The sequence below is a fragment of the Nesterenkonia suensis genome (assembly GCF_054782935.1).
This window is the reverse complement of record NZ_BAAGRN010000009.1, coordinates 323170-335814: the sequence shown is the minus strand read 5'-3', so window position 1 is coordinate 335814 and position 12645 is coordinate 323170. Positions and strand designations below refer to the sequence as shown.

Sequence of the window (12645 nt, the reverse complement as noted above, 5' to 3'; positions counted from 1 at the left end):
CATCATGGGGTCTACGGGGTACCATTGAACCGGATCACACAACCCGGCTTCGTGAGGTGCACCCGTGACATCCCGCCAACTCTGCCCCGCCTGCACACACCGCGAGAACCACCTCATCGACCCCGACTGCCTCATCTGCGACGGGGTAGGCATCATCTACCTCGGCGACCCCGCCCTCACCATCTACCCAGCCGAGGTCGTCGCAGAAGCGGTCACCATCACCCTCGAGGCAGCAGCCCGCCTCGGCGACACCACCGGCACCCTCTCTGACGACCGACAGGCCCACCTGCGGGCCGCGCTCCTCGACCTACGCGACGCCGGCCTCCTCGACTCTGAGACCACCACCCTCACCCGGGCCATGGCCTCCAAGACCGGGGCCAGGAATCCAGCTGTGGCGCTGGCCGCTGAGGTCATCCAGGAGCCCATCAGCGGTCTCGATCAGCTGCTCCCCCACGCGGAGCCCCACCAGTACGCCGAGAGTGACAGGCCCGGCCGCAGGGGCACCCCCGTCCTGTCGGCCAATGGGCACCCGTCTCACCTGGCCAGGGTGTGCGACCCGCGGGACCCGACGCTGGACACCCCGGCTGATGTGCGGCGCCGGCGGAGGAAGGCCCGGCAGGCGAGGGTGCTGTCAGAAGCGGCTCGGGAGGTCCAGGCTGTGCGGGCGCGGAAGGGGCGCTGGCGTCAGGATGAGCAGCTGCCCGTGAGCGTGGCGGCGTGACCCCGCACCCGTGCAACGATGCCGCGGTGGCCGCCCTGTGCGCGCTGCTGGCGCTGGCAGGCCTGGTTGCCGCCCTGCTGGGGGCGGGCTAGTCGCGGCCGAGGCGGGCGACTCGCTCATGGATCCATGGTTCGATCGTGCGGCGCCGCCAGGCCGCCGAGTCCTTCCGGCCACGGGGCGAGTCAGACCGGAACCGTTCAGGCAAAGGGGCCCGCCCCTCTGAGGGTGGCAGGTCATGGCGGCCAGGCTTGCCGTCGCGGCGGCGCTTGTCCGTCCGGGCTTTCTCGACCTGGAGGGACCGGACGCTGATGCCGATGGCTTCGGCCACCTCGGGGAGGGTGATCATCTCATCTGGCGCACTCATGACACACCAACTATAGCACCCGCGTGATCGGCCCGTCCCCCACCAGCGCCCGGCACAGGTCCAAGGTTGAACCCACCGAGACAACCCGCACGACACCGAACGGAGCCACCGACATGGGAGCAGCCCGCCGCCGCACAGACAAAGCCACCATGGAGCAGCGCAAAGCCTCCGCCCTCGACCTCCTCGCCCACGGACACACCTACGACCAGATCGCCAAAACCCTGGGCTACAAGTCCAAGGCCTCCGCGTACAACCTCGTCCAGCAAGCCCTGGAAGAGCACGTGAAGCAGAACGTCGAAGCCATCCAGGAGATCCGCGCCCGCGAGCTCCTGCAGCTCCAAGCCCTCGAACACAAACTGCTCCCCACCGTGCTCGACGCCGACTTCACCCTCCTGCACGGCCGGGACCTGTTCCCCGTGCTCGAGACCGTCGACCGGATCGTGAAGATCAAGGAGCGCCGCGCCAAGATGCTCGGCCTGGACGAGCAGGCAGACATGCAGCTCGGCTCCAACGGGAACATCCAGGTCATCATCGACGGCACCGTGGTGGACAAGACCCGCTCCGAGGTCGAGGTGGAGATCCCCGCCGACGGAGGCGGCCAGTGAACGGAGGCCCCCTCCGGTACGACTACACCCCACACCCCAAACAGGCCGAGGCCCACAGCGTCCTGGTGGACGAGCTGCTGTTCGGTGGGGCAGCCGGCGGGGGCAAGTCGCATTGGGCGCGGGCGGAGGCTATCTCCTTCGCCGTCCAGGTGCCCGACTCACGCACTGTGATCTTCCGCCGCACCTTCCCCGACCTGCAGCGGTCCGTCGAGGAAGAGATGAAGAAGGAGATCCCCCAGGGGCTGGCCACCTACAACCACTCCAAGCACGTGTGGACCTTCGCCAACGGGGCGATCATCGAGCTCGGGCACCTCCAGCGCAAGGACGACGTCCTCAAGTACCAGGGCGCCCAGTACCAGCTCTGCGTGTTCGAGGAGGCCACGCACTTCACCGAGTCCCAGTACCTCTACATGAAGTCTCGGCTGCGCGCCGCAGGGGCCGTGCAGAAGCGAATGAGAGAGCTGGGTCTCCGCCCCAGGATCATCGCGACCGCGAACCCCGGAGGGCCCGGGCATCACTTCATCAAAGCCCGCTTCGTAGACCCGGCACCTGCGGGGAAGATCTTCCGCACCACCCCCACCCCGGATGAGCCCCGGCCAGGCACCCGCTGCTACATCCCCTCGAGGGTGACCGACAACCCCAGCGTGAACCCCGAGTACATCGACATGCTCAACGCGCTGCCCGAGACCCAGCGGAAGGCTCTGCGCGACGGCGACTGGGACGTCCTGGAAGGCGTCCGATTCAAGGACTGGCGGGCCAGCGCCCACGTCATCCGCCCAGAGCAGCTGCCCGTCCCGATCAGCACCGGGCAGAAGGTCATCGCCGTGGACTACGGTCACGCGGCCCCGTTCGCCGCCGTGTGGCTGGTGAAGCTCACCGACGACATGGTGGTCGTCTACCGGGAGGCCTACGCCAAGAACCTCACCCCCGCCCAGCAGGCCGAGCTGATCCGCGACCTGTCATCCGATGAGGAGGCCCAATCCGGGGAGAAGATCCCGGTGGTGTGTGACCCGTCCATGTGGAACAGGTCCACAGCCGGGGCGGCGAAGTCCCTGAACCCGGACAAGCCTGCCCCCGGCACTCCGGCACACGCCTACCAGCAGGTCCTGGGCCGCACCCCGATGAAGGCGGTCAACGCCCGCGTCAACGGGTGGGCGCTCGTGGATGAGCATCTGCGGATCCGAGAGGACGGGCTCCCCCGGCTCCTGGTCCACGACCACTGCGTGGAGCTCATCCGTACCCTGCCGGCCCTTCCCCGGGATCAGAAGCGTCCAGAGGACGTGGACACCACCGCGGAGGATCACCTGGCGGACAGCCTGCGCTACGGGCTGATGTACCTGGCGGGCAAGAGGGTGCTGACCGCGAAGGAACAGCAGCAGGCCGCAGACCAGCTGCCGGTCTCCCCCGGGGCGAGGTCGCTCACGGCTGGACTGGGGCAGGCCGCCTTCTGACCACCCCGTCCCACACCGGAGAGAGGCCCGACCGGATGGTGGTGTGCATGGCGACTCCTCCGACTCATGAGCAAGGCACCCCCGGCGGCATCCGCCCGTCCTGGAACCCCCACACCGGGGGGCAGGGCACTTTCGAGGTGGACCCGCTGGAGCGGTCCTGGGAGCTGCAGTTCCCGCGCAGCATCGCTGTGTTCGATCGCATGCGGTCCGAGGACGGGCATGTCGGGTCGGTGCTCTCCGCGCTGACCCTGCCTGTGGTGAAGGCCGGGTGGCAGCTCGACACCGAAGGGGTGGATGAGAAGGTGGCGCAGTTCGTGCGCTCCGAGCTGGGGCTGCCCGCCCCAGGTGAGGCGAGGGCCCGCCGCCGTCGGGAAGGGATCTCCTGGACCGAGCATGTCGAGCAGGCCTGCCACATGCTCTGGGCCGGGTTCATGCCATTCGAGCAGGTCTACAGCATCGGCCCAGCCCGTGCGGACCAGGGTGTCACCGGTGAGGTGGTGCATCTGCGGAAGCTGGCCCCCCGGTTGCCGAGGACGATCCAGCGGATCGAGACCGGCGCTGACGGCGGGCTGGTCGCCGTGCACCAGGAGACAGCAGACCCGGCTACGGGGCGCAGGGGTATCAGCATCGGGGTGGACCGGCTGGTGATGTACACCCACCGGATGGAGGGCGCCGACTGGTCCGGGCGGTCGATCCTGCGGCAGGCGTATAAGCACTGGCTGATCAAGGACGTGCTGATCCGCCTCGACGCCCAAGCCGCCGAACGCAACAGCATGGGCATCCCGGAGGTCACCTACGACCGTGACAACGCCGAGGACAAGGCGCGGGCGGAAGCGATCGCGACCTCCCTACGCGCTGGCGAGTCAGCCGGAGTCGCCCTCCCCACGGGCATGAGTCTGAGCATCAAGGGCGTCCAGGGCTCCACCGTGGACCTGATCGAACGGATCAAGTACCACGACCAGGAGATCGCCCGATCAGCGCTGGCCATGTTCCTGGACCTCGGCCACGACGCTGGCGCCCGGTCCCTGGGAGAGACGCTGCGGGACGTGTTCATGGACAGCGTGCAGGCCTTCGCAGACAGCATCGCCGAGACCGCCACCGAGCACATCGTCCGTGACCTGGTCGAGTACAACTTCGGCACCGACGAGCCCTACCCGACCATCACTCCCGGGGACCTGAAGGCAGCCCAGGGCATCGCGCTCGACGCCCTGGTGTCCCTGGTCAGCGGCGGCGTGGTGCGGGCCGATGATGACCTGGAGTCCTGGGTGCGGACCCGATCCGGGCTACCTGCCGCCGACGCCGGCACCTCCCGGGTGCCCTCGGAGACTGCGGACAACGCGGAGACCGCTGGCGCGCTGGTCCGTGCCGGGTTCGAACCAGCCGCTTCCGCGCAGGCTGCTGGGCTCGGGGACCTCCCGCACACTGGCCTGGCCCCGGTCACGGTCCAGTCGGCACGCATGCACGCCGAGGATCGCGCCCCGGTGGCGGCCTCGCAGCCGGCCCTGGCCGGCATGGATGAGCTGATCGCTGAGCTGATGCAGAGCTACCAGGGGCGCCGTCGGCGAGGTGACCGCCAGTGACCCTGGACCAGAAGCGACTGCTCACAGTGCTGCTGGCTGCTGAGCATCAGGAGACGCTGCGGATCACCGAGCAACAGCACCAGAGGAGGGCGCCGCGTGTAGCGCAGCGCGCCCTGACCGACCGGGAGCTCACCGCTGAAGTGCGGTTCGCTGACATCGAGGACGACCTCGACGCCGCAGTGGACGAGGCCACCGCCCTGCTCGAGGACCTTCACAACGAGGTGAAATCCCTGATCCTGGTAGAGCTGTTCGGTGAAGACAGGGAGCCCCGGACCCCGGCTGAGGCGCACGAGGTCATCCACCGGCTCACCACCGACCAGCCCGACCAGGTGCAGGAGTCCGAAGCCCGGTTAGGGCTGGCGATCGCGGGGATCCTCGCCGCCCTCTACTTGGCCGGTGGCCGGAGGGTGATCGAAGAGGCTGGACGGCAAGGCGTGAGCGTCACCGGCCTCAACCCCGCAACATTGCCGGTCGAGACGTTCCAAGAGCAGGCGGCCACGGTGGCGCAGCACCCGTGGCGGAGGATCACCCGCAAGATTGAGGACGACCTCTCCGACCAGGCCACCCTGGCCCGCCCGCAGATCACCTCCGACGAGGTCGAGCGGGTCCTCGATGACATCAAGATCGACGGCTCCCGGGACCAGGCCCGCCAAGCAGTCAACAACAGTGGCGGACGCGGCCGGATCGACACCGTCGAACAGACACCCCAGCTGGAGCCCGTCGAGGTGTGGGCCATCGAGATCATGGACGGCAACCAGTGTGAACAGTGTGAGCTGATCGACGGCCGAAACTTCGCCTCCCTGGCGGAGGCACGCCAGTTCTACCCCTCGGGCCAGTTCACCAACTGCCTCGGCGGTGCCCGATGCCGCGGCAATCTAGCCTTCCTGTTCTCGGCTTCACAACTCGACAACTGACCCCGTCCCCCACCCGGCCCCATGGGCCGCTGACCCTGGGGGGCATGGACTACACGACCGTCACAGGAATCGAGATCGTCAAGGTCGGCACCCACAAAGCCGGCACCGGCGAGTTCACTGTCACTGCCGAGGACCTGCACCACATGGTGGAGGCCGCCGAGTCTGGGCGGCTCCCGAAGCCGGTGGTGAAGATCGGGCACGTCAACGCCGCAGTGGAGAACCCCGAGTGGGGCGACGGTGCACCCGCCTACGGGCAGCTGACCAATCTGCAGGTTTCCGACGACGAGACGACCCTGCTGGCCGACTGGGTCAACGCCCCGGCCGACCTGGTGGAGAAGCTGCCCTCGGCCTACCCGCACCGGTCCATGGAGGCCACGTTCAACCTGGTCCTCAAGGACGAGCAGGGCAACGTGGCTGAGGAGTACCCGGCGGTGCTGACCGGGTTGGCGCTGCTGGGTGCGACCCCGCCGGCGGTGAAGAATCTGGCCGAGGTGCACACCGCGTTCAGCGACAAGATCACCGGCCGTCTGGTGCACGCCTCCGGGGGTGAGCGGGTGCAGGTGGCTGCGTCTCTGCCTGGTGAGATGACGAAGCAGGAGCTGGACGACGCGCTGCGCGCCGCTGTCCGGGCGCTCGAGGTGGCCGGTGATGTCATGTGGCCGTACCTCCTCGACTGGGACGACGAGCAGGCCTTCTACGAGATCGAGACCTCCACCGGGGTGAGCACGCTGCGTCGTTCGTATCAGGTCGACGGGAACCAGGTCGTCTGGACCGGTGACCCCGAGCAGGTGGTGGCCCGACACTCCTTCGAACCCGTCACCGACACCGCGAGCCAGGTCAGTGCGGGGACCGTCCCACACCAGCATGCGCGGGCCTCTGATCCTGGTGCCACGGACGCCGCCGAGCCGGTGGCGGAACCCGCGACCGAAGGAGAAACCCCCATGCTCAGCGAAGAGACCCTGCAGGGTCTGCGCCAGCAGCTCGGACTCCCCGCCGACGCCACCGCCGAGAAGGTGGTCGAGGCGGTGAACACGGCGTTCGAGGCCAACGACACGACCAGCGGCGACACCGGCACGGCCAACGCCGACGGTGAGACCCCCACCGACGACACCGGCCAGGAGGGTGACGGTGAGGCTCCCGCAGCGCAGGCCCCGGCCGCTCAGCCTGTGGCCGCCTCCGCACCGTCCACCGTGCAGCTCTCCGAGGCCCGTCTGGAGGAGCTGCTCAAGGACTACGCCGAGATGAAGGTCCAGCTCTCCGACATTCAGGCGGAGCGGCAGGCCACCCACGTGGACGAGCAGATCGCCGCCGCCAAGCGCGCCGGGAAGATCAGTCCCCGCGAGGAGGCCAACGTGCGGGCACTGTTCTCTGAGGCTCCCGAGGCCGCTGAGAAGTTCCTGTCCAACCTGTCCCCCACGATCCCGGTCACCGAGGTCGGCACCCACGAGGCCGTCATGGCTTCCGGTGACGACGAGGTCGCCCGCCTGGAGCGCCAGGCCCGCCGGGAGCTGCTGGGACTTCCCACCGACACCACTGAGAGTGAGGCCCGCTGATGCCTGCCAACACTGTTGCACCGTTCTTCAAGCCCGGCCAGGACGTCACCGGCCACGCCACCGCCGCCATCACTGGCAAGCGGTTCGTGAAGGCAGTCCCGGGTGGCCGGGGCACCCTGCCCGACATCGCCCCGGCCGCAGCTGGTGACCCGGTGCTCGGCGTCGCCGGGCACGACATCGAGCAGGGCGACCACGTGCACGTCCACGTCGCCGGTGTCGTCACCGTGACTGCTGCCGATGACATCACCGCCGGCACCGAGGTGTCCGTCGGTGCTGACGGGCAGGTCGCTCCCACCTCCGAGGGAGCGGTCGTCGTCGGTTACGCCGTCGCCAACGCGGCCACCGGGGCTGACGCTCCGATCCTGCTCAAGTGAACCTGACCTGGAAGGAAACCACTTCAAATGCCTAACACTGGCTTCTACCCGCCGGCGCAGGTTCAGCCGAAGCTGCGGGACTACGTGTCCAACCCGACCGAGATCCGCCGCGACCTCGATGAGCTGATCAACAAGGCCACCATCGCGGACTACGCGTTCGCGCAGGGCCCGGCGAACAACGGCGCCGTCGTCTACGACGAGGTCACCGGCCGCGTCGGCGGTGAGCGTGAGGCTGAGGCCATCGCCCCCGGTGCGGAGTTCCCTCACCTCGACGGGGACACCATCGAGCCCAAGACCGCGAAGACCCAGAAGTTCGGTGGCCGTGCCGATCTGACCTGGGAGGCCCGGGACCGCAACGAGTGGGACACCATGACTCGGAAGATGAACCTGCTGCGGCAGCGCGTCATCCAGAAGGTCAACCAGGTGTCCGTGTCCGCGCTGACCGCGAACCAGAACGTGCGCACCTTCGGTGTCGGCACCGCCTGGGGCGAGTCCGGGTCCGACCCGGTGGGTGACATCATGCGCGCCGCCGCCGTCGTGGAAGAGGACGAGGACTTCGCATACCAGGCGAACCTCGCCCTGGTGAACCCCGTCGACAAGCGGGACTTCCTGCTGTCGCGTGAGATCCGGGACCAGTTCCCCCGCGAGAGTCGTGAGCTGAACCCGGCCCTGTCTGGGGACATCGACGGCATCGCCGGTCTGGAGTGGATCACCTCCCCGTCCGTGCCGGAGGGCACCATCTGGGCGTTCCAGCGGGAGGTCATCGGGTCCGTGCGTGACGCCGGCGGCGGCCTGCAGGTCCACTCCTTCGATGATGACGTCCGCCAGGTCGCGATCATCCAGGCGTGGCGGCACATCGTCCCGATCATCACTGACCCGCTCGCCGCGGTGAAGATCACCGGATTCCGCAACTGATTCGAACCGAGACACGGGAGGGCCTGGTCAGCATGGCTGCACGGCAGAGGAAAACCCAGCAGAGCACGACCCAGAAGCGCACCACCACGGCGTCCAAGGCCAAGCAGGCTGAGGACCAGGTGGAGGTGGAGGAGACGGTGGAAGCCGGCGCCGAGGCGCAGCCTGAGGGCGCGTCAACCGTCGAAGACACCACCGCCACCAGCGACGGTGCGCAGGACGGCGGCGCTGGGGGTGATGCTGACCAGGACCCTGCCGCCGAGAGTGGCAGGGCTGACCCTGACCCTCTGCTGTCGCGGTTCGTCACCGGCGAGGCACAGCCACAGGAGACCCCTGCCGAGGAAACCCCGACAGACACACCGGTCGAGGAGACCACGGACGTGTCGGTGGACGCCGGCGACCTGGTGGAGGCTCAGGTGGTCTCGGACGTCTACACCCGGACCGGTGCGTCCGCCCGCAAGGGTGACATGATCACCGTCACCGGGGAGCAGCTGGCCCGTGGTGTGCGGGCCGGGATCCTCCGGGCGGTCTGAGCATGTCCGATCAGGACTCCACGGTGGCCTGGGGTGTCTCCGTCACGGATGTAGTGGCGGTGGCATCCCAGGCCGACGTGTTCCTCAGTGTCGAGGGCGGAGCTGTCGTCAGCAACGATGTCTTCGAAGCTGGTGAACAGCCGAACATGTCCCGGCGGGTGTCCTTGGAGAACGTGGCTGGCTGGATTGAGCGTGTGGGGGCTGTGGTCTCGACCCGGCTCCACCGGCGCTCCCGGCTGTCCCCGACGGCACGGGACGAGTTCGAGACCGCCATGGGGACCGTGGTGGAGGTCGGGGCCGCCGCCTACCTTGTGGACGCCGCCTACCCGCAGCGGGCCGGGGTCAACGACCAGGGATCCTACGGGCACGTGCTGTGGACCCGGTACCGGCAGGGACTGGACGATCTGGAGGAAGCCCTCAGCTCCCGGCTCAACGATGGAGATGAAGGCGAGACCCCCGACGTCGCCGGGGACCACGCCGCCGCCGCGTTCCCGCCCGTGGTGTTCACCGACACCTGGGTGCGGGACAACACGGACCACCTGCGCCACCGGCCCCGCTCAGCGGGGCGCGCCCCTGGGGCAGAGTCCCCGGGCGGGTGGTGACCTATGCCAGCGACGATCAGGCTCCACGGTGACGGGTTTGAGGGACTGTCTCTGCTGCTGGACCGATTTGGCGAGAACATCTCCAACCCGGCGCCGGCATTCGATCAGATGGCAGACCTGTTCGCGCAGACACAGCGGACGAACTTCGCCACCGGAGGCGGCTACTACGGGCACTGGGCACCCCTGTCCCCCGCATATGCGGCGTGGAAAGACGCCCACTACCCCGGCCAGCCGGTCCTGACCCGCACCGGCCAGCTGCGCGAGAGCCTTTCATCCCGTCCGCTGGGGGTCGAGCACATCGACAACAAGCGCATGGTCCTCGGCACCCAGGTCGAATACGCCCAGTTCCACCAGCACGGAGGTGGCTTTCTTCCGGTGAGGCGGATGCTCAACCAGCCGACCCCGTCTGAGATCCGCCAGTACGGCCGAATCCTGCATCGGCACGCGTTCGAAGGAGTGACAACCACATGATCGGCCATGAAGGTGTCGCGACAGCTCTGGTGAAGCTGCTGCGCGACCGGGGCACGGCAGCGGCTCGGATTGTCGAGTCCCAGCTCGGCATCCCTGAGGGGTCCATCACCACACCGGAGGACCAGAACATCCACCCGACCTGGCTGGACGTGGTCGCCAAGGGAGCGTTCCCGTCCTGGATGGTGGTCGCTCAGGACACGCCGCTTCGCCGAACTGGCCAGGCCGCCAGCGTCGACGGCGGCGCGGACGAACACACCTGGCTGTATCCGTTCGTCATCGTCACCCACGTCGTCGGACGGGATGAGCCGCACGTGGAGCTGCAAAGGTACCGGCTGATGCTGGTGGTCCGCACGATCCTGATCCAGACGAAGCTGCTCCTCAAATCCGGGGACGAGGACGCCCGGATCCTGGTGGACGACATGCAGGAGGTTGTCGGCGGCATGTCCCAGAACCCTGAGACGAAGCAGTACCTGCTGGAGGGGCAGAATCACTTCCATGTGCGGACCACGGAGCTGACCCCTGCGCTGCAGGTGCCGTGGGGGCCGGTGACTTCGGTGGAGTCTGACGAGCAGATCCTCGAGGGGTGACCGTCCCACACCCGCCGGGTGGTGGCGGTGAGCCTGGGGTCATGAGCCGACAAATCCTTGTCCACAATGCCGGTCCCGGTGCGCTGGTCTTCACCCAGGGTGGCCGGGTCCTGTCCCCGTTCAAGACGGCCGAGTCCGACCCTCGCGACGCGGTGACCGCCCGCCTGGTGGCCACTGGGCGTCTCATCGACGTCACCCCCGCGCAGGAAGCTCCGGCCGCTGACTCGGAGGCCCAGGAACCTGGCCAGGCCACCACGAGCCAGGTGGCCGCGCCGTCCGGGAACGCGTCCCGCGCTGAGTGGGAGGCCTACGCACTGACCCAGGGACTCACTGAGGCAGACCTCGAAGGGCTCGGCCGCAACGACATCCGCGAGCTCCTCACCGACAGTGACACCCCGACCGGTGAGGACGACCCCACTGACTCCCCCGTGGACGGGGAGACGTCCACCCAGACGGCCACCAGCCCCGGTGACGCCGACACATCCGAGAAGGAGCAGTAAACCATGGCACGACGCATTGGCGTTGAACTCACCTCGGGCGTCCGCAGCGGCCCGACCAACACCGGGACCCCGTCCGGGATCCTGCACCTGGCCGGACTCGCGGAGAAGGGCCCCACCAGTCGGGCCGTGACCGTCCGATCCTTCGCGACCTACTCCCGCCTCTACGGCGGCCGGGCGCCCTACGCCGGTCACCTGTTCGACGCGGCCCGCCTGTTCTTCGAGGAGGGCGGCTCCGAGCTGCTGGTCTCCCGCGCAGTCGGCCCGGCCGCTTCCGCCGCTTCGGTGGACCTGCTCACCCCCGACGACGGTGAAGGCGGCGGCAACGACCCCGTCGCCCATGTGGCCGCGGCCGATCTCGGAGGGTTCGCCAACGTCTGGACCGTCCGCGTCGAAGAGTCTGACGACGCCTACGACGTCACCGTGCTCGACGGTGACGAGGAGACCATTGGAGCCTGGCGGGGTGTCACCAGCATCGAGGAGCTCGTCACCCGCGCCGCCAGCAACACCGCTGTGGAGATCACCAGCCTCACCGAGGACGAGGGCCCCCTCGTCCTCGACGCCGGGGACTTCGACCTGACTGGTGGAGATGACGACCGGGAGAACGTCGACACCGATCAGATCATCGCCGCTCTGGAAACCGCCGGCACCGATGGGGAGGGTGGGGCCGTCGCGGTGCCCGGCTACCCGGCTGATGTCATCGGAGGTCAGCTTGCCGCCTATGCCGCCGCGTCCCGGAAGGTGGCTCTGCTGTCCGCCGGAGATGAGGCCACCCTCGGTGAGGCTGAGTCGCTTGCTGGTGAGCTTGTCGACACGATCGATGGTCAGCATGCGGGCCTGTTCTTTCCACACGTCACCATCCCTGATGGCAACGCCACCCGGACGGTGTCCCCGGAGGCGTTCGTGGCCGCGCTGCGCGCCAGGGCGTTCTCGACGGGACAGTTCTGGCAGATCCCCGCCGGCACGCAGCGCGGGCGTGCCCGGTGGATCGTCGGCACTGCGACCCCGATCAGCTCGGACCTCAATGACCGGCTGGATGAGGCACACGTCAACGGCATCCAGACCAACGGGGCCCGCATCTTCCTCAACAACTGGGCGTCCCTGTCTCAGGACCGAGAGAACTTCGAGTTCCTCTCAGCCCGGGACGTGCTCAACAACCTGAAGGTCCAGATCCAGCGGCGGCTCGAGCCGTTCGTGTGGGAGACCATCGACGGTCGGGGGCACCTGCTCTCCGACATTGATGGGGCGGTCACCGCCGTGTTGTCCCCGATCGCGAACCAGAACGGGTTCTATGCGGCTGTCGACTCTGAAGGTGAGGAGCTCGACCCCGGGTACCGGGTGCTCGTGGACGCCACCAACAACAGTACGGAGACCGCCGCAGACAACCGGGTCCAGGTCGACGTGTCCGTCCGGCTGTCTCCGGCGGCCAAGCTGATCCAGGTCGAGATCGTCAAGGTCGCTCTCGGCGGCGCACTCTGAGA

General features: G+C 68.3%; 15 protein-coding genes. 14 read left to right on the top strand and 1 reads right to left on the bottom strand.

Going from position 1 to position 12645, the window contains the following annotated elements; genetic code table 11:
- Positions 1 to 64: 64 nt before the first annotated feature.
- On the top strand, positions 65 to 721 hold the full coding sequence (locus tag ACYVKI_RS10205; protein ID WP_460690237.1) for a hypothetical protein: 657 nt from the start codon (positions 65 to 67) through the stop codon (positions 719 to 721).
- Positions 722 to 809: 88 nt separating this feature from the next.
- On the opposite strand, the gene ACYVKI_RS10200 is transcribed toward ACYVKI_RS10205, so the two are convergent.
- Positions 810 to 1085 carry a hypothetical protein gene (locus ACYVKI_RS10200; RefSeq protein ID WP_460690236.1) on the bottom strand — a complete coding sequence of 92 codons (276 nt, stop codon included), beginning with the start codon at positions 1083 to 1085 and terminating at the stop codon, positions 810 to 812.
- Positions 1086 to 1198: 113 nt separating this feature from the next.
- Here ACYVKI_RS10200 and ACYVKI_RS10195 point away from each other — a divergent pair, with 113 nt between their 5' ends.
- The 13 genes from ACYVKI_RS10195 to ACYVKI_RS10135 are packed head-to-tail and all read left to right on the top strand — an operon-like array spanning position 1199 to position 12643.
- Positions 1199 to 1690, top strand: a complete 492-nt coding sequence (locus ACYVKI_RS10195; RefSeq protein ID WP_460690235.1) for a hypothetical protein — start codon at positions 1199 to 1201, stop codon at positions 1688 to 1690.
- Entirely contained in the window at positions 1687 to 3141 is a 1455-nt protein-coding gene (locus tag ACYVKI_RS10190; protein WP_460690234.1) for a phage terminase large subunit, read from the top strand. Before ACYVKI_RS10195 ends, ACYVKI_RS10190 begins: the two co-directional genes overlap by 4 nt.
- A gap of 47 nt (positions 3142 to 3188) precedes the next feature.
- A complete protein-coding gene (locus ACYVKI_RS10185) occupies positions 3189 to 4721 on the top strand; it encodes a phage portal protein family protein (protein ID WP_460690233.1) in 1533 nt (510 codons plus the stop codon).
- Entirely contained in the window at positions 4718 to 5635 is a 918-nt protein-coding gene (locus ACYVKI_RS10180; protein ID WP_460690232.1) for a hypothetical protein, read from the top strand. Before ACYVKI_RS10185 ends, ACYVKI_RS10180 begins: the two co-directional genes overlap by 4 nt.
- A 44-nt stretch (positions 5636 to 5679) precedes the next feature.
- Positions 5680 to 7188, top strand: coding sequence for a phage protease (locus ACYVKI_RS10175; RefSeq protein ID WP_460690231.1), 1509 nt, complete (start codon positions 5680 to 5682; stop codon positions 7186 to 7188).
- Positions 7188 to 7562 (top strand): capsid cement protein, encoded by a 375-nt coding sequence (locus tag ACYVKI_RS10170; protein ID WP_460690230.1) that lies wholly within the window; start codon positions 7188 to 7190, stop codon positions 7560 to 7562. The genes ACYVKI_RS10175 and ACYVKI_RS10170 overlap by 1 nt, the downstream gene beginning before the upstream one ends.
- 27 nt (positions 7563 to 7589) lie before the next feature.
- Positions 7590 to 8477 carry a phage major capsid protein gene (locus tag ACYVKI_RS10165; protein WP_460690229.1) on the top strand — a complete coding sequence of 296 codons (888 nt, stop codon included), beginning with the start codon at positions 7590 to 7592 and terminating at the stop codon, positions 8475 to 8477.
- Positions 8478 to 8509: 32 nt separating this feature from the next.
- Positions 8510 to 9007 (top strand): hypothetical protein, encoded by a 498-nt coding sequence (locus ACYVKI_RS10160; protein WP_460690228.1) that lies wholly within the window; start codon positions 8510 to 8512, stop codon positions 9005 to 9007.
- Between the two features lie 2 nt (positions 9008 to 9009).
- The gene (locus ACYVKI_RS10155; protein ID WP_460690227.1) at positions 9010 to 9609 is read left to right on the top strand and encodes a hypothetical protein; all 600 of its coding nucleotides are present in this window, start codon (positions 9010 to 9012) and stop codon (positions 9607 to 9609) included.
- Positions 9610 to 9612: 3 nt separating this feature from the next.
- Positions 9613 to 10080, top strand: a complete 468-nt coding sequence (locus ACYVKI_RS10150; RefSeq protein ID WP_460690226.1) for a phage virion morphogenesis protein — start codon at positions 9613 to 9615, stop codon at positions 10078 to 10080.
- Positions 10077 to 10667 carry a hypothetical protein gene (locus tag ACYVKI_RS10145; RefSeq protein ID WP_460690225.1) on the top strand — a complete coding sequence of 197 codons (591 nt, stop codon included), beginning with the start codon at positions 10077 to 10079 and terminating at the stop codon, positions 10665 to 10667. The genes ACYVKI_RS10150 and ACYVKI_RS10145 overlap by 4 nt, the downstream gene beginning before the upstream one ends.
- A gap of 41 nt (positions 10668 to 10708) precedes the next feature.
- A complete protein-coding gene (locus ACYVKI_RS10140) occupies positions 10709 to 11167 on the top strand; it encodes a hypothetical protein (RefSeq protein ID WP_460690224.1) in 459 nt (152 codons plus the stop codon).
- Between the two features lie 3 nt (positions 11168 to 11170).
- Positions 11171 to 12643 carry a hypothetical protein gene (locus tag ACYVKI_RS10135; RefSeq protein ID WP_460690223.1) on the top strand — a complete coding sequence of 491 codons (1473 nt, stop codon included), beginning with the start codon at positions 11171 to 11173 and terminating at the stop codon, positions 12641 to 12643.
- Positions 12644 to 12645 lie beyond the last annotated feature (2 nt).